The 15,474-nt window shown below is 64.0% G+C and carries 16 protein-coding genes; 1 reads left to right on the plus strand and 15 read right to left on the minus strand.

Going from position 1 to position 15,474, the window contains the following annotated elements; genetic code table 11:
- Positions 1-5 precede the first annotated feature (5 nt).
- The 15 genes from nuoK to GGD62_RS05630 form a co-directional block, all read right to left on the minus strand.
- Complete coding sequence (gene nuoK, locus GGD62_RS05560) at positions 6-314, minus strand: NADH-quinone oxidoreductase subunit NuoK (protein ID WP_008547737.1); 309 nt, start codon at positions 312-314, stop codon at positions 6-8.
- On the minus strand, positions 311-949 hold the full coding sequence (locus tag GGD62_RS05565; RefSeq protein ID WP_018320150.1) for an NADH-quinone oxidoreductase subunit J: 639 nt from the start codon (positions 947-949) through the stop codon (positions 311-313). Before GGD62_RS05565 ends, nuoK begins: the two co-directional genes overlap by 4 nt.
- Before the next feature lie 9 nt (positions 950-958).
- Positions 959-1,453, minus strand: a complete 495-nt coding sequence (gene nuoI / locus GGD62_RS05570) for an NADH-quinone oxidoreductase subunit NuoI (protein WP_191093171.1) — start codon at positions 1,451-1,453, stop codon at positions 959-961.
- 8 nt (positions 1,454-1,461) lie between these two features.
- Positions 1,462-2,529 carry an NADH-quinone oxidoreductase subunit NuoH gene (gene nuoH, locus GGD62_RS05575; RefSeq protein WP_018320148.1) on the minus strand — a complete coding sequence of 356 codons (1,068 nt, stop codon included), beginning with the start codon at positions 2,527-2,529 and terminating at the stop codon, positions 1,462-1,464.
- Between the two features lie 10 nt (positions 2,530-2,539).
- Positions 2,540-4,615 carry an NADH-quinone oxidoreductase subunit NuoG gene (gene nuoG, locus GGD62_RS05580; RefSeq protein ID WP_183707434.1) on the minus strand — a complete coding sequence of 692 codons (2,076 nt, stop codon included), beginning with the start codon at positions 4,613-4,615 and terminating at the stop codon, positions 2,540-2,542.
- 5 nt (positions 4,616-4,620) lie between these two features.
- Positions 4,621-5,946 carry an NADH-quinone oxidoreductase subunit NuoF gene (gene nuoF / locus GGD62_RS05585; RefSeq protein WP_018320146.1) on the minus strand — a complete coding sequence of 442 codons (1,326 nt, stop codon included), beginning with the start codon at positions 5,944-5,946 and terminating at the stop codon, positions 4,621-4,623.
- Between the two features lie 15 nt (positions 5,947-5,961).
- Positions 5,962-6,168 carry a hypothetical protein gene (locus GGD62_RS05590; protein WP_092257322.1) on the minus strand — a complete coding sequence of 69 codons (207 nt, stop codon included), beginning with the start codon at positions 6,166-6,168 and terminating at the stop codon, positions 5,962-5,964.
- Positions 6,168-6,779 carry an NADH-quinone oxidoreductase subunit NuoE gene (nuoE, locus tag GGD62_RS05595; protein ID WP_018320144.1) on the minus strand — a complete coding sequence of 204 codons (612 nt, stop codon included), beginning with the start codon at positions 6,777-6,779 and terminating at the stop codon, positions 6,168-6,170. The genes GGD62_RS05590 and nuoE overlap by 1 nt, the downstream gene beginning before the upstream one ends.
- A gap of 12 nt (positions 6,780-6,791) precedes the next feature.
- A complete protein-coding gene (locus GGD62_RS05600; RefSeq protein ID WP_183234941.1) occupies positions 6,792-7,757 on the minus strand; it encodes an FkbM family methyltransferase in 966 nt (321 codons plus the stop codon).
- Positions 7,757-8,953, minus strand: a complete 1,197-nt coding sequence (locus tag GGD62_RS05605; protein WP_018320142.1) for an NADH-quinone oxidoreductase subunit D — start codon at positions 8,951-8,953, stop codon at positions 7,757-7,759. Before GGD62_RS05605 ends, GGD62_RS05600 begins: the two co-directional genes overlap by 1 nt.
- A gap of 2 nt (positions 8,954-8,955) precedes the next feature.
- The gene (locus GGD62_RS05610) at positions 8,956-9,570 is read right to left on the minus strand and encodes an NADH-quinone oxidoreductase subunit C (RefSeq protein ID WP_018320141.1); all 615 of its coding nucleotides are present in this window, start codon (positions 9,568-9,570) and stop codon (positions 8,956-8,958) included.
- Positions 9,571-9,581: 11 nt separating this feature from the next.
- A complete protein-coding gene (locus GGD62_RS05615) occupies positions 9,582-10,169 on the minus strand; it encodes an NADH-quinone oxidoreductase subunit B family protein (protein WP_026202310.1) in 588 nt (195 codons plus the stop codon).
- A complete protein-coding gene (locus tag GGD62_RS05620; RefSeq protein WP_018320139.1) occupies positions 10,160-10,525 on the minus strand; it encodes an NADH-quinone oxidoreductase subunit A in 366 nt (121 codons plus the stop codon). Before GGD62_RS05620 ends, GGD62_RS05615 begins: the two co-directional genes overlap by 10 nt.
- A gap of 568 nt (positions 10,526-11,093) precedes the next feature.
- Entirely contained in the window at positions 11,094-13,349 is a 2,256-nt protein-coding gene (locus GGD62_RS05625; RefSeq protein WP_183707437.1) for a TonB-dependent siderophore receptor, read from the minus strand.
- Positions 13,350-13,526: 177 nt separating this feature from the next.
- Entirely contained in the window at positions 13,527-14,042 is a 516-nt protein-coding gene (locus tag GGD62_RS05630; RefSeq protein ID WP_092257331.1) for a MarR family winged helix-turn-helix transcriptional regulator, read from the minus strand.
- A gap of 215 nt (positions 14,043-14,257) precedes the next feature.
- Here GGD62_RS05630 and GGD62_RS05635 point away from each other — a divergent pair, with 215 nt between their 5' ends.
- Positions 14,258-15,448, plus strand: coding sequence for an aromatic ring-hydroxylating dioxygenase subunit alpha (locus GGD62_RS05635; protein WP_183707439.1), 1,191 nt, complete (start codon positions 14,258-14,260; stop codon positions 15,446-15,448).
- The last annotated feature ends 26 nt before the right edge of the window (positions 15,449-15,474 follow it).

Genomic DNA, 15,474 nt, shown 5'->3' on the forward strand with positions numbered 1-15,474 from the left:
TGAGCTCAGCCCTTCATCAGATTGACGTCCTCAACCGCGATCGAGCCGCGGTTGCGGAAATAGACCACCAGGATGGCGAGACCGATCGCGGCTTCAGCGGCAGCGACGGTCAGCACCAGAAGCGCGAAGACCTGGCCGACGATGTCGCCGAGGAAGGTCGAGAACGCGACGAGGTTGATGTTGACCGAGAGCAGGATCAGCTCGATCGACATCAGGATGACGATGATGTTCTTGCGGTTCAGGAAGATGCCGAGGATGCCGAGCGTGAACAGGATCGCGCCGACCGCCAGATAGTGTCCGAGCCCGATCGTCATTTCACCCACTCCGCCGCGTCAGAGTCCTGGAGCCCCTGCCCCGGCGCCACCTTGCGCATCGCCATCGCCATATCGGGCGTACGCGCGTTCTGAACGTTGATGTCCTGCCGCTTCACGCTCGCCTTGTGCCGCAGCGTCAGCACGATGGCGCCGATCATGGCGACCAGCAGCACCATGCCCGAGAGCTGGAAGTAGTGGATGTACTTCGTATAGAGCACCAGCCCGAGCGCCTCGGTGTTCGAAACGTTGGCCGGGATCGCCGCCGTAATCGTCTTGGCGACGCCGGGATTGATGACCCAGAAGCCGACGGTGAGCAGCAGCTCGAACAGGAAGATGCCGCCGATCACCAGGCCGACCGGCAGGTACTCGATGAAGCCCTCGCGCAGCTCGGTGAAGTCCACGTCGAGCATCATGATCACGAACAGGAACAGCACCGCGACGGCGCCGACATAGACGACGATCAGGATCATCGCCAGGAATTCGGCGCCCATCAGCACGAACAGGCCGGAGGCGTTGACGAAGGCCAGGATCAGGTACAGCACGGAGTGCACGGGATTGCGCGAGACAATCACCATCACGGCCGAGGCGACGCAGACGCCGGCGAAGAGATAGAAGAACAGCGCGGGAAGGATCATGCCCTCACCTCACCGGTACGGCGCGTCGAGCTCGATCGCTTTCGCGATCTCGCGTTCCCAGCGGTCGCCGTTGGCGAGCAGCTTGGCCTTGTCATAGAACAGTTCCTCGCGGGTCTCGGTCGCGAACTCGAAGTTCGGACCTTCGACGATGGCGTCGACCGGGCAGGCCTCCTGGCAGAGGCCGCAATAGATGCACTTCACCATGTCGATGTCGTAGCGCACGGTGCGGCGGGTGCCGTCGTTGCGGCGCGGGCCGGCCTCAATGGTGATGGCCTGTGCCGGGCAGACGGCTTCGCACAGCTTGCAGGCGATGCAGCGCTCTTCGCCGTTCGGATAGCGGCGCAGCGCATGCTCGCCGCGGAAGCGCGGCGAGATCGGGCCCTTCTCGAACGGATAGTTCAGGGTCGGCTTCGGCTGGAAGAAATAGCGCATGGCGAGGAAGAACGCCGAGACGAATTCCGACAGCAGAAGCGAGCGTGCAGTGGCGTTGACGTTGATACCCATGACGGCCCTCACTTCGGCGCGATGCCGGCGAAATGCAGCACGCCGGCCACCACGATCACCATCGCCAGCGACAGCGGCAGGAACACCTTCCAGCCGAGGCGCATCAATTGATCGTAGCGGTAGCGCGGCACGATCGCCTTTGCCATCGCGAACAGGAAGAACATGAAGAAGACTTTGAGCGAGAACCAGATGATCCCCGGCACCCAGTTGAAGGGCGGCAGGTCGACCGGCGGCAGCCAGCCTCCGAGGAACAGGATCGTCGCCATCGCGCACATCGTGACGATCGCGACATACTCGCCGAGCATGAACAGCAGATACGGCGTCGAGCCGTACTCGACCATGAAGCCGGCGACGAGCTCGGATTCGGCTTCCACGAGGTCGAACGGCGGGCGGTTGGTCTCCGCCAGCGCCGAGACGTAGAACACCACGAACATCGGGAACAGCGGCCAGACGTACCAGTTCAGGATGGTGAGCTGCGGCAGTCCGATCAGGCTGGCGAGCCCGCGGACGTGCTGGGCCTCGACCACGGCCGACAGGTTCAGCGTGCCGGCGCAGAGCAGCACCGTGATGATGACGAAGCCGATCGAGACTTCATAAGACACCATCTGCGCCGCCGAGCGCAGCGCGGCCAGGAACGGGTATTTCGAGTTCGACGACCAGCCGGCCATGATGATGCCGTAGATCGACAGCGACGAGATCGCGAAGATGAAGAGGATGCCGACATTGATGTCGGAGATCACCCAGCCGAGATTGGTCGGGATCACCGCCCAGGCGGCGAGCGCGAGCACGCATGAAACCAGCGGAGCAAGGAGAAACACGCCCTTGTTGGCGCCGGCCGGAATGATCGGCTCCTTCAGCACGAACTTCAGAAGGTCGGCGAAGGATTGCAGCAGGCCCCAGGGGCCGACCACGTTCGGGCCGCGCCGGATCTGCACCGCCGCCCAGATCTTGCGGTCGGCGAGCAGGATGTAGGCGATCGCCACGAGCAGGACGACGAGCACCAGGACGCTCTGCGCGACCATGATGATCAGCGGCCAGAGGAACCCGGTCCAGAATGCGCTTTCGAAGAATTCCATCAGATCACGCTCACTCCGCTGCGGTCAGCATGTGCCCGGAGGCGAGGCGCGAGCATTCCGCCATTACGGCAGACGCACGCGCGATTGGGTTGGTCAAATAGAAGTCCTCGACCAGCGGCTTGAACGGCGCCTTCTCGGGCGAACCGCCCTTCCCCGCCAGCTTCTTGATCTGGTCGGCCGAGCCGGCCTCGATCTGGTCGAGACGGATCAGATGCGGCACGGCCTTGAAGATCGCCTGGCGCAAGGCGGCCAGCGAGTCATAGCCGAGCTTCTTGCCGAGCGCCTCCGACAGCGCGCGGACGATCGCCCAGTCCTCGCGAGCTTCGCCCGGCGGGAACGCGGCGCGGCCCGTCATCTGCACGCGGCCTTCGGTGTTGACGTAGATCGCGGACTTCTCGGTATAGGCGGCCGCCGGCAGGATCACGTCGGCGCGATGCGCGCCGCGGTCACCATGGGTGCCGATATAGACAACGAAGGTGCCGTCGGGCGCGTTGATCTCGTCGGCCCCTAACAGGAACAGCAAGTCCAGCGTGCCGAACGTCGTCATCTGCGCGGCGTTCAGGCCCCCGCCGGTGGCAGAGAAGCCGATATCGAGCGCGCCGACGCGCGAAGCGCTCTCGTGCAGCACGCCAAAGCCGTTCCAGCCGTCCTTGACCGCACCGACATCGAGCGCGAGCTTGGCAGCGGCCGCGAGAATGGCGGCGCCGTCGTGACGCGAGGCCGCACCCGCGCCGACCAGGATGATCGGATTCTTGGCGTTCTTCAGGACGTCCATGAAGGAGTGCTTGCCGGCCGCGAGCTCACCGAGCGTCTCGGGGCCCGCACCGAGGTGATCGTAGTCGTAGGTCAGATCGAGCTTCGGGCCGATCACACCGACCTTGAAGCCGCCGGCGCGCCAGCGCTTGCGGATGCGGGCGTTGAACACGGCCGCCTCTTTCCGCGGGTTCGCGCCGATGATGAGCAGCGCATCCGCCTGCTCCACACCCGCCAGCGTCGGGTTGAAGATGTAGGAGCCGCGGCCGAGCACGGGGTCGAAGGCGTCGCCGCCCTGCACCGCCAGATTGCCCGAGCCGTATTTGGCGAGAAGGTCCTTCAGCGCGAACATCTCCTCGACGCCGGCGAGATCGCCGGCAATCGCGCCGATGCGCTTGCCGTCGGTGCGGGCCGCTTTCGCAGCGATCGCGGCGAACGCCTCGGTCCAGCTCGCCGCGCGCAGCTTGCCGGCTTCGCGGATGTAGGGCCGGTCCAGGCGCTGGGTGCGCAGGCCGTCGACGACGTGGCGGGTCTTGTCGGAGATCCACTCCTCGTTCACGGCCTCGTTGATGCGCGGCAGCACGCGCATGACTTCGCGGCCGCGGGTGTCGACGCGGATCGCCGACCCGACGCCGTCCATCACGTCGATCGACTGGGTCTTGCCCAGCTCCCAGGGACGCGCCGCAAACGCATAAGGCTTCGAGGTCAGCGCGCCGACCGGGCAGATGTCGACGAGATTGCCTTGAAGCTCCGAGGTCAGCGCGTGCTCGAGATAGGTCGTGATCTCCATGTCCTCGCCGCGCCCCGTCGCGCCCATCTCGGGGGCGCCTGCGACTTCCGCCGAGAAGCGGACGCAGCGCGTGCATTGGATGCAGCGGTTCATCGAGGTCTTGACCAGCGCACCGAGATATTTGTCCTCGACCGCGCGCTTGTTCTCGGCGAAGCGGCTGGTGTCGACACCATAGCCCATCGCCTGGTCCTGCAGGTCGCACTCGCCCCCCTGGTCGCAGATCGGGCAATCCAGCGGATGGTTGATCAGAAGGAACTCCATCACGCCTTCGCGTGCCTTCTTCACCATCGGCGAACGCGTCGAGATCTCCGGCGGCTCGCCCTTGGGGCCCGGACGACAATCGCGCACGCCCCAGGCGCAGCTCGCGACCGGCTTCGGGCCGCCCTTCACCTCGACGAGGCACATCCGGCAATTGCCGGCGATCGACAGCCGCTCGTGATAGCAGAAGCGCGGAATCTCGGCGCCGGCCGCCTCGCACGCCTGAAGCAGCGTGTACTCGGCGGGGACATCGATCTCTTTGCCGTCGATGATGAGCTTGGTCATTCTTCTTACTCCGCCGCGACCATGTTCACGGGATCGCGGACGCCGATATCGTCGACATCGGCCTTATGCGAATACTGGTCGATGCGCGCTTCGATCTCGTGACGGAAATGCGCGATCAGGCCCTGGATCGGCCATGCCGCGGCATCGCCGAGCGCGCAGATGGTGTGGCCTTCGACCTGCTTGGTGACTTCGAGCAGCATGTCGATCTCGCGCTTGTGGGCGCGGCCTTCGGCCATGCGGGTGAGCACGCGCCACATCCAGCCCGTACCCTCGCGGCACGGCGTGCACTGGCCGCAGCTCTCGTGCTTGTAGAAATAGGAGATGCGGGCAATGGCGCGGATCAGGTCGGTGGACTTGTCCATCACGATCACGGCCGCGGTGCCGAGGCCCGAGCGCAGCTTGCTCAGGCTGTCGAAATCCATCGGCGTGTCGATGATCTGCTCGGCCGGCACCATGCGCACCGACGAACCGCCGGGGATCACGGCCTTGAGGTTGTCCCAGCCGCCGCGGATGCCGCCGCAATGCTTGTCGATCAGCTCACGGAACGGGATGCCCATCGCCTCTTCGACGTTGCAGGGCCGCTCGACATGGCCGGAGATGCAGAAGAGCTTGGTGCCGACATTGTTGGGACGGCCGATGCCGGCGAACCAGGCCGCGCCGCGGCGCAGGATGTCCGGCGCAACCGCGATGGACTCGACGTTGTTGACGGTGGTCGGACAGCCGAACAGGCCGACATTGGCCGGGAACGGCGGCTTCAGGCGCGGCTGGCCCTTCTTGCCTTCGAGGCTTTCGAGCAGCGCGGTCTCTTCGCCGCAGATATAGGCGCCGGCGCCGTGGGCGACGTAGATGTCGAACGGCCAGCCGTTGACGTTGTCCTTGCCGACCAGCTTGGCTTCATAGGCCTGGTCGATCGCGGCCTGCAGGTGCTCGCGCTCGCGGATGAACTCGCCGCGGACATAGATGTAGCAGGCATGCGCGTTCATCGCGCAACTCGCGATCAGGCAGCCCTCGATCAGGAGATGCGGATCGTGCCGCATGATCTCGCGATCCTTGCAGGTGCCGGGCTCGGATTCGTCGGCGTTGACGACGAGATAGCTCGGCCGGCCGTCGGTCGATTCCTTCGGCATGAACGACCATTTCAGACCGGTCGGGAAGCCGGCGCCGCCGCGGCCGCGCAGGCCTGACGCCTTCATCTCGTTGATGATCCAGTCGCGGCCCTTGTCGATGATGTTCTTGGTGCCATCCCAGGCGCCGCGGCGCCGCGCACCCTCGAGCCCCCAATCGTGGAGGCCGTAGAGGTTCTTGAAGATGCGGTCCTTGTCCTCGAGCATATCAGCGCTTTCCGATCAACGAATGGTCTGCTTGTAGGCAAGTCCGGCGGCGCAGACGGCGAAGGTCAGCGCCCAGAGCAGAGAGGATTCCAGCGACGCGTTCAGGCCGAAACGCTGCAGCAGGAAAATGAAAGCGGCCGCCACGGCGGCGTGCAACGCGATGAAGCCCCACTTTTTCATGGCATCGCTCTCCTGCACGGAAGGCTGCGAGAGATCACCCATCAGGTGCTCTCCTTCAGCGTGGTCGGCCCGGTGATCGGCGCCGAGAACTGGCGGCCGTTCTGCGGACCGGGCTTGGGCGGATTGCCCGAGGCGAAACCGTCGAGCACCTTGCCGAAGCTTTCCTTAGTCAGGTCCTCATAGGTGTCCTTGCCGATCAGCACCATCGGCGCGTTCACGCAGGCGCCCAGGCACTCGACCTCTTCCCAGCTGAAATTGCCGTCCTTGGAGAGATGGAAGGGCTCGTGATGGATGCGGTGCTCGCAGACGTGGATCAGGTCCTCGGCGCCCCGCAGCCGGCACGGCGTGGTGCCGCAAACCTGGACATGGGCCTTCTTGCCGACGGGGGCGAGCTGGAACATCGTGTAGAAGGTCGCCACCTCCAGCACGCGGATGTAGGGCATGTCGAGCATGTCGGCGATGACGCGGATCGCGGCTTCCGAGACCCAGCCGTCGTGCTGCTCCTGGGCCCGCCAGAGGATGGCGATGACGGCGGAGGCCTGACGTCCCGCCGGATATTTCGCGATCTGCTGCTTGGCGAATGCGAGGTTCTCCTCCGTGAACGCAAAGCTCGCGGGCTGGACTTCCTTCGGTGCTAATCGGCGAACGGACATCTCTTCAATCTCTCACTGCATGCGGCGCGCTGTTTTCGCATTCAGGGCTTCGATCCTGTCCTGCCAAAATGCGCTTGCGGTGCCGAAAACGTTGTAGCCGACATGGGTCGAGACCTTGATGCGGTCGAGGATCGACAGCTCGGTCACGGTCTCCATCCGGTTGCTGCGCGGATCGAACACGATCAGCTTCAGCGGGGTCTGTTCGAGGATGAAGCGCGACACTGCATGAGAGCGGTCGCTGCCGTGCTCCTCGCACATGATGACGCTGTCGGCCTGGAGCAGACGCGCGCCGCCCTTGATCGCCTCGATCTCGACGCCCTCGACGTCGAGCTTGATCAGGTATTTGCCGGCGCTTGCCACCTTGCCGTCCTCGATCAGATTGTCGAGTGCGATGACCGGCACGTCCTCACCGCCCGCGGAGGGATCGCCGGCGATGCTGAAGGCCTCGTGCTTGGTGCCTGAGAGACGCGCGGTGCCGCGGGTGGCGCCGATCGCGCATTTCATGGCCTCGAAGCGATTGCCGTTGACGCGGGCGTTGTTGGCGAGCTTCGGATAGTTCTGCCCCGACGGCTCGATCGCGATCGCCTTGTGCGAGCCGAACGGCTTGCTCGACACCAGCACCGACCAGTAGCCGTAATTGGCACCGCAATCGAGCAACGTGTAGTCGACGTCGACGCTATCGGCGAACAGCAGCTCGAGCTCGTCTTCATAGTTGTAGGAGCGGTTGAGCAGCTTGCTCCAATAGCCGTCGCCGTAAGGGAACTCGAACACGGCGTCGGGATTGAGCCTGATCGCGATGTTGCGCTCGGGCAGCGTCTTCCGAAGCAAATTCGCGCAGGCGATGTAGCCCATGTGCGAGAAGTGCGAGGAGATCTTCGATCCCGTCACCAGCGCCAAGGCAGCCGTCCGCTCCCACAGGTTGGCCCCTTCAAGGGCCCCCGAGGCGCGGTCAAACTGGATTGGCGCCTGCTGCCCCATCACCGATCGACCTCTCCGAACACGATGTCGAGCGAGCCGAGGATCGCCGAGACGTCGGCGAGCAGATGGCCGCGGCAGATGTGGTCCATCGCCTGCAGATGCGCAAAGCCCGGCGCGCGGATCTTGCACTTGTACGGCTTGTTGGTGCCGTCGGAGATCAGATAGACGCCGAACTCGCCCTTGGGCGCCTCGACCGCGGCGTAGACTTCGCCGGCCGGCACGTGAACGCCTTCGGTGTAGAGCTTGAAGTGGTGGATCAACGCTTCCATCGAGCGCTTCATCTCGCCACGGCGCGGCGGCGCGACCTTGTTGTCGGCGACGACAACGGGGCCCTTCCCGTCGGGCGCGTTCAGCTTCTGGATGCACTGCTTCATGATGCGGATGGACTGACGCATCTCTTCCATGCGGATCAAATAGCGGTCGTAGCAGTCACCGTTCTTGCCGATCGGAATGTCGAAATCCATCTCGGCATAGCATTCATAGGGCTGCGACTTGCGCAGGTCCCAGGCCGCGCCCGAGCCGCGCACCATCACGCCCGAGAAGCCCCACTCCCAGGCCTCCTTCAGCGGCACCACGCCGATGTCGACGTTGCGCTGCTTGAAGATGCGGTTGGCGGTGAGCAGGCGGTCGAGATCGTCCACGACTTTCAGGAACGGATCGCACCAGGCCTCGATATCGTCGACCAGCTTCTGCGGCAAATCCTGATGCACGCCGCCGACGCGGAAGTAAGCCGCATGCATGCGGCTGCCCGAGGCGCGCTCGTAGAACACCATCAGCTTCTCGCGCTCTTCGAAGCCCCACAGCGGCGGGGTCAGCGCGCCGACGTCCATCGCCTGCGTGGTGACGTTGAGCAGATGCGACAGGATGCGGCCGATCTCGCAATAGAGCACGCGGATCAGCTGGCCGCGGCGCGGCACCTCGATGCCGAGCAGCTTTTCAGCCGCCATGCAGAAGGCGTGTTCCTGGTTCATCGGCGCGACGTAGTCGAGCCGATCGAAGTAAGGGATCGCCTGGAGGTAGGTCTTCTGCTCGATCAGCTTCTCGGTGCCACGGTGAAGCAGGCCGATATGCGGATCGACGCGCGCGACGACTTCGCCGTCAAGCTCCAGCACCAGACGCAGCACGCCGTGCGCGGCCGGATGCTGCGGACCGAAATTGATGGTGAAGTTGCGAAGATTTTCAGGTTGCTCGTTCATGATCAGACCTTCGGTCCCGCTTTTTCATCTCCCGGAAGCACCGGATAATCGGCCCCCTCCCACGGAGACAAAAAGTCGAACTTGCGGAATTCCTGGTTGAGCCGGACGGGCTCGTACACCACCCGCTTCTCCTGGTCGTCGTAGCGGACCTCGACGAAACCGGTGGTCGGGAAATCCTTGCGCAGCGGATGGCCCTCGAACCCGTAATCGGTGAGGATGCGGCGCATGTCGGGATGGCCGACGAAGAACACGCCGTAGAGGTCGTAGGCCTCGCGCTCGAACCAGTCGGCGCCGGGGAACAATTCGATCAGCGACGGCACCTGGGTGGTCTCGTCGGCCTGGGCCTTGAGGCGGATCCGCGCGTTCAGGGTCGGTGACAGGAAGTGATAAATCACGTCGAAGCGCTTCTCGCGCGAGGGATAGTCCGCGGCCGTGATGTCGGTGAAGTTGATGAAGCGACAGCTCGGATCGTCGCGGAGGTACTTGACCACCTCGACGATCTTGCTGGCTTCGACATCAACCGTAAGCTGGTTGAAGGCCACCGAATGACCGATGGCGGCGCCCGGAAGCGCGCTAACGATCGTCTGCCCCAGTGCGTCGAGCTTGGCGTCGTCCATGACGTAAAACCTTAGCGTTCGATGGTGCCGGTGCGCCGGATCTTCTTCTGCAGCAGCAGCACGCCGTAAAGCAGCGCTTCCGCCGTGGGCGGGCAGCCCGGCACATAGATGTCGATCGGCACGATGCGGTCGCAGCCGCGCACGACCGAGTAGGAATAGTGATAGTAGCCGCCACCATTGGCGCAGGAGCCCATCGAGATGACGTAGCGCGGCTCGGGCATCTGGTCGTAGACCTTGCGCAGCGCCGGCGCCATCTTGTTGGTCAGCGTGCCGGCGACGATCATCACGTCGGACTGGCGCGGCGAGGCACGCGGCGCGAAGCCGAAGCGCTCGACGTCGTAGCGCGGCATCGACACCTGCATCATCTCGACCGCGCAGCAGGCGAGACCGAAGGTCATCCACATCAAGGAGCCGGTACGGGCCCAGGTGATGAGGTCGTCGGTCGCAGCCACGAAGAAGCCCTTGTCGGACAGCTCGGAATTGACCTCGAGAAAGAACGGATCATTGGCCCCGACCGGCCGGCCGGTCGACGGATCCAGGATGCCCTTGGGGGCCGGCGCGATAGCCGGACCTGTGGACGACACGGGGTTCAATCCCATTCGAGTGCTCCCTTCTTCCATTCATAGGCGAACCCGACCGTCAGCACGGCGAGGAACACCACCATGGACCAGAAGCCGGTCGCGCCAAGCTTGCCGAACGCCACCGCCCAGGGAAACAGGAACGCCACCTCGAGATCGAAGATGATGAAGAGAATGGCGACCAGATAGAAGCGGACGTCGAACTTCATGCGCGCGTCGTCGAAGGCGTTGAAACCGCACTCATACGCCGACAGCTTTTCCGGGTCCGGCTGCTGGAACGCCACGACGAAGGGCGCGATCAGCAGCACGAGGCCAATGAGGCCCGCTACCCCTATAAAGACGACGAGTGGAAGATAGTTCTGCAGAATGCCGCTCATGGCGAGCCCTTTTTCCCGCAGCCTCGGGACAGCCACGGATTCGTCCGATTTGGAATTATTCTGAGCCTTAGCGCAGTGCACCAATGGGCGCAAGACACGCTCTTTTTAGGCCCTTTGCCGCCCCCAGAACGGTGAAAATCCCGGAATCACCCCGCGTTGGTATGGAGCAGATCGTCAGGGCCAGCAAGGGCGGTTCGGGCCCGCGGCCGTGGCGTCTGCTGTTTGGGAAGGCCCACTTTATGTAGGCCGCGGCGCGGCAAAATACACATTAAAACGACGATTGCCGCTGGTCGGCCGCATTCCCACCCACCAAGCCCGCAGCCGCTCCGAGCAGCCTATCCACAGGCAAGGCAGGCACGAGCCATGCATCGCGCGGGGGGCGAGCCCCGCCTCAGGCGATATATTGCAGTCCGGCCGGGGTCCAGCCGCGAGCGCGGCGACGGCGACATCCTGGGCCGTCGCGCGCGCCGCGCTCGGATGAGCTTCGGGCTGGGGGGCATAGCCCGGGAGCTCATCTATCTCGTGAGGAAGAGCGGCGGCGCCAGATGGCGCCGCCCTTATCCCGCCCTCACCATTTGTAGGAGACGCTGGCGGTGACACGCCGGCGATCGCCGTAGAAGCACGACGTGGCCGACGCGCAGCTCGCGACATAGATCTTGTCGGTCAGGTTGATCACGTTCAGCGCCGTACGCCAGTTCTGCCATTCATAGTGGAGCGCGAGATCGCCGAGCACGACTGCGGGAACTTCGAGGGTGTTTGCAGCATCCGCCCAGGACGGGCCGATGTAACGCACGCCACCGCCAAAGCCGAACCCTTCCAACGGTCCATCCTTGAAGGTGTAGTCGGCCCATCCCGACACCAGAAGCTGGGGCGTATTGGTCGGCGTCTTGCCGACGAGGGTCGGGTCGAGGTCTTTGCTGTTGAAGAGATGATAGGACGTGAAGGCGCCGATGAACTTCAGCTCCTTCGTGGCATTGGCCACCGCTTCCAGCTCGATGCCGCGCGAGGTCACCTCGCCGGTCTGGTTCTGCAAGACCGGAACGCTGCCCGGTAATGTCGTCGCGACGTTTTGACGGACCAAATCGAAAGCCGAAACCGTGAAATAGCCATCGAAGCCTTTTGGCGCGACCTTCACGCCGATTTCGGCCTGCTTGCCGGTCTCCGGCAGGAACAGCTGGTTCGTCGCATTGAGGCCGATGATCGGATTGTAGCTCGTCGAATACGAGACGTAGGGCGCGATGCCGTTGTCGAAATTGTAGATCAGTCCGGCGCGGCCGCTGAACCTGCTGTCGTCACGGCTGGCAACGGTTGCGCCGGTGTCCCGCGCTTCTTGCGTCGTTTCGACCCAGTCATTGCGGCCGCTCAGCACCAGCGTGAAGTTGCCGAGCTTCATCTGGTCCTGGAGATAGGTGCCGGCCTGCTTCTGTGTGATGAGGAAGTTACGGAACGGCGCGCTCGGCAACGCAACCTCGGCTCCCCCATAGGCCGGATTGAAAACGTTGATCGAGGGTACGCCGAATCCGAAGGCTTGATAATCGTCGATCTGGTAGCCTCTCAGATCGACGCCGAACAGCATTGTGTGTCTGACCGGACCGGTGTTGAAGCGATACTCGAGCTGATTATCGAGATTGGCCTGGTTGGCGGTGTTCTTCGCGTACCAATTATATCGTCCCATCGTGGCGGTGTTGATGCTGTCCCAATCGTTGCCGACATAGCCGCGATAGCTGATGTCGACATGCGCAAAGCGGGCGTTCTGGCGGAACGTCAGGTCGTCGGTAAGATTGCGCTCGAACTGATAGCCCAGCATCTCCTGCTCGCGCGTGAATTTGTCCACGCTTGGATCTCCGACAAAGAAGCTCGTGGGAATCTTGCCGAACGGCGCGTTCGTCACCGTGCCCTGGTAGGGCAGGAAGTTGATGCCGCGGGTGTCCTGCTTCGAGGCAGACGCAAGCACTGTGAAGCTCGTGTCGGCATCCGGCTTCCACGTGAACGACGGTGCGATGAAGTAGTTGTTGTCGGGCGTGAAGTTGACCTGCGTGCCGCCGTTCTGGACCTGGCCGACCACGCGCGCGAACAGTTTGCCGTTCTCGGGGCTCGTCGCGACCGGACCGCCCATGTCGAAACTGACATAGGCATTGCCGAAATTATTGACGCCGGCCTCGATGTAGCGGATCGGCTCGGCCGGCGGCATCTTGCTGATGACGTTGACGATGCCACTCGGGCTTGATCCCCCGTAAAGCACCGCCGACGGACCGCGCAATACCTCGACCCGCTCCATGTTGGGGGTCTGCAGTTTCCAGCTGGCATAGGACGTGTAGAACAGCTGCATGCCGTCGAGAAACAGTCCGATGTCCTCGGACTTGAAGCCGCGGATCAACCACCAGTCGTTGCGGGTATCCGTGCCGAAAGTCCCGGCGCGCACGCCGGCGGTGTAGCGCAGGACCTCATCGAGCTTGTTGGGCTTCTGGTCGCGGATCTGCTCGGCGCCGATGACGGACACTGACTGCGGCGTCTCGATGATCGGCGTGTTGGTCTTGGTGCCGGACGAACTGCGACCCGCGACGTAGCCGTTCACTGGGCCGCGCGGCGTCTCGACGAAGCCGACGTTGCGCTGCGGCTGCGGCCTGTTCCTGTTGGCGATCTGCTCCGACGACCGCGGCGCACGGCGCTGAGGGGTCGTGGTCGCGCGGCGGCGCGCGTCCGGGGCGGTGACGGTCACCGGCGGCAGGCTCGCTGCGCCACCCTGCGCGGACGATTGTGCAAGCGATGCCTGCGGCATCAAAACCCAAGCGGACGCGGTCGCCAACACGGCCGACCGCAGCATTCCAAGACTGTTCAACGCGCCACCCCAAAGCTGCATGTTCGATGCGTCATGCCGCCTGTCCCCGGACGGCATGCGCCTGGAGGTGACGCTTATGGGAGCGCGCGAGAATTCCCTAATTGAAAGCTTCTTAGAAAGACTCTTAGAAGCGATCCAACATGTTCAGAGATTGCTGGATGATCAGCGCGCGTTCTTCTCGCTCTCGAGCATCTCGGCGGCGATCGCCGTGAGCTGGTCGACCTGTCCCAGCAGCGTGTGGAACTCGGCTTCGCTCAGCTGTTCCAGCAGGCGCCGATTGCGCTCCTGCGCGCCCTCGACGATCGCATCATGCGCGGCGAGCCCCGCTGGGGTCAGCGAGATCAGCACCTCGCGGCTATCTTTCGGATTCGCGGTTTTCGCGATCAGCTTGCGCGAGAGCAGATTGGCCAGCGCGCGGCTGATCTGCCCCTTGTCCTGGCCGACGGCTTCGGCAAGCCGCGCCACGCTCATCGGCGGCCGGCGGCCCAGCGAGGCGACGAGACCGAACTCGACCGAGGACAATCCGGTAAGGCGCTTGTAACGCAGGATCGCGCCGCGCTTGAGCAGATTGGCAAGCACCATCAGTCGCGACGACAGCATCACGGTGATCGGGGCCGACGGTTCGCTCTCGTCCGCTGCGGGCGACGTCGCCCCGCCCCTGCTCTCGGTCTGGCTCATCATCCACCTCTGCCAAGAAAGCCCAAGCCTGCCAAGCCCGACGCTGCCAAGTCCGGGCCTGCCAAGTCCGAGCCTGCCAAGTCCGGCCGGACGCTTCATCAAATGCGATTAAGAGGCATTTGGAATATCGTTGACATTGTCATCGAATTATCTTTCACTGGATCCAAGGTGCCAAAAAGGCCCGGCCATCACGGCCAAAGCGGGAGGAACCAGGTATGACCATCACCCAGCGGGATCGTGACCTCAGCACGGCCTACGCGATGAAGCCGGCGCACACCCGCACCGAACTCACCTCGGTCGCGCGCGGCACGCCGATGGGCGAGCTGCTGCGCCGTTATTGGCACCCGGTCGGGCTCGTCGGGGACGCCACCGACACACCGAAGAAGGTGCGCGCGCTCGGCGAGGATCTGGTGCTGTTCCGCGACAGGCATGGCCGAGCCGGCCTGTTGCACGCCCGATGCTGCCACCGCGGCACGACGCTCTATTACGGCAAGGTCGAGGAGGACGGCATCCGCTGCTGCTATCACGGTTGGAAATTCGACACCGAAGGCCATTGCCTGGAGCAGCCCTGCGAGCCCGGCGGCGGCCAGTTCAAGGACAAGGTGCGCCAGCCCTGGTATCCGGTCGAGGAACGCTACGGCCTGATCTTCGCCTATATGGGACCCGCCGAGAAACGCCCGGTGCTGCCGGCCTACGAGTGCCTGGAGAACATGGACGACGGCGAGCTGGTCGAGGCCGATGATTCCTCGATCGGCGGCGGCGGTCCCGCCATCATCCCCTGCAACTGGCTGCAGCATTTCGAGAACGTGGTCGACCCCTATCACGTGCCGGTCCTGCACGGCTCGTTCTCGGGTCCGCAATTCACCAACATGATGGCCTCGATCCCCGAGGTGAAGTTCGAGAAATCGCCGCGCGGCGTTCTCGTGCGCTCCGAGCGCAAGCAGGACGACGGCAAAGTGTTCTATCGCGTCAGCGAGGCCGCGCTGCCGACCCTGCGCGTCGTGCCGAACCCGCGCGTCGCGCAGTTCGCCCGCGTCGAGTCGATCGGCTGGGTGCTTCCGATCGACGACGGATCGTTCCGCATCTACGTCGCCGGCCGTGTCAAGAATCCCGGCGACATCAGCCGCATGCGCTCGAAATTCAACGGCAAGTTCTGGTGGGACATGATGGAGGAAGAGCACCAGCAATTTCCGGGCGACTATGAGGCCCAGGTCGGCCAGGGCGAGGTGACGATCCATTCCGAGGAGCATTTCGGCCAGAGCGACCGCGGGATCCTGATGATCCGGCGCATGCTGAGCGACCAGCTCGACGCACTCGCCGCAGGCCGCGACCCGATCGGCGTCTCGTTCGATGCCGGCGCGCCGCCGGTCGAATTCGAAGCGGGGAATTACATCCGCGAAGGCTGACCTTCCAGCCCCTACTTCCGGGCTGG

This window comes from Bradyrhizobium sp. ERR14, assembly GCF_014198235.1.
In the GTDB taxonomy this organism is placed as follows: domain Bacteria; phylum Pseudomonadota; class Alphaproteobacteria; order Rhizobiales; family Xanthobacteraceae; genus Bradyrhizobium.

What these genes read in the sequence shown, in the direction of transcription:
- nuoK (WP_008547737.1), bottom strand. Translation starts at nt 314, where the DNA reads ATGACGATCGGGCTCGGACACTATCTGGCGGTCGGCGCGATCCTGTTC.
- GGD62_RS05565 (WP_018320150.1), bottom strand. Translation starts at nt 949, where the DNA reads ATGATCCTTCCCGCGCTGTTCTTCTATCTCTTCGCCGGCGTCTGCGTC.
- nuoI (WP_191093171.1), bottom strand. Translation starts at nt 1,453, where the DNA reads ATGGGTATCAACGTCAACGCCACTGCACGCTCGCTTCTGCTGTCGGAA.
- nuoH (WP_018320148.1), bottom strand. Translation starts at nt 2,529, where the DNA reads ATGGAATTCTTCGAAAGCGCATTCTGGACCGGGTTCCTCTGGCCGCTG.
- nuoG (WP_183707434.1), bottom strand. Translation starts at nt 4,615, where the DNA reads ATGACCAAGCTCATCATCGACGGCAAAGAGATCGATGTCCCCGCCGAG.
- nuoF (WP_018320146.1), bottom strand. Translation starts at nt 5,946, where the DNA reads ATGCTCGAGGACAAGGACCGCATCTTCAAGAACCTCTACGGCCTCCAC.
- GGD62_RS05590 (WP_092257322.1), bottom strand. Translation starts at nt 6,168, where the DNA reads ATGGGTGATCTCTCGCAGCCTTCCGTGCAGGAGAGCGATGCCATGAAA.
- nuoE (WP_018320144.1), bottom strand. Translation starts at nt 6,779, where the DNA reads ATGTCCGTTCGCCGATTAGCACCGAAGGAAGTCCAGCCCGCGAGCTTT.
- GGD62_RS05600 (WP_183234941.1), bottom strand. Translation starts at nt 7,757, where the DNA reads ATGGGGCAGCAGGCGCCAATCCAGTTTGACCGCGCCTCGGGGGCCCTT.
- GGD62_RS05605 (WP_018320142.1), bottom strand. Translation starts at nt 8,953, where the DNA reads ATGAACGAGCAACCTGAAAATCTTCGCAACTTCACCATCAATTTCGGT.
- GGD62_RS05610 (WP_018320141.1), bottom strand. Translation starts at nt 9,570, where the DNA reads ATGGACGACGCCAAGCTCGACGCACTGGGGCAGACGATCGTTAGCGCG.
- GGD62_RS05615 (WP_026202310.1), bottom strand. Translation starts at nt 10,169, where the DNA reads ATGGGATTGAACCCCGTGTCGTCCACAGGTCCGGCTATCGCGCCGGCC.
- GGD62_RS05620 (WP_018320139.1), bottom strand. Translation starts at nt 10,525, where the DNA reads ATGAGCGGCATTCTGCAGAACTATCTTCCACTCGTCGTCTTTATAGGG.
- GGD62_RS05625 (WP_183707437.1), bottom strand. Translation starts at nt 13,349, where the DNA reads ATGCTGCGGTCGGCCGTGTTGGCGACCGCGTCCGCTTGGGTTTTGATG.
- GGD62_RS05630 (WP_092257331.1), bottom strand. Translation starts at nt 14,042, where the DNA reads ATGAGCCAGACCGAGAGCAGGGGCGGGGCGACGTCGCCCGCAGCGGAC.
- GGD62_RS05635 (WP_183707439.1), top strand. Translation starts at nt 14,258, where the DNA reads ATGACCATCACCCAGCGGGATCGTGACCTCAGCACGGCCTACGCGATG.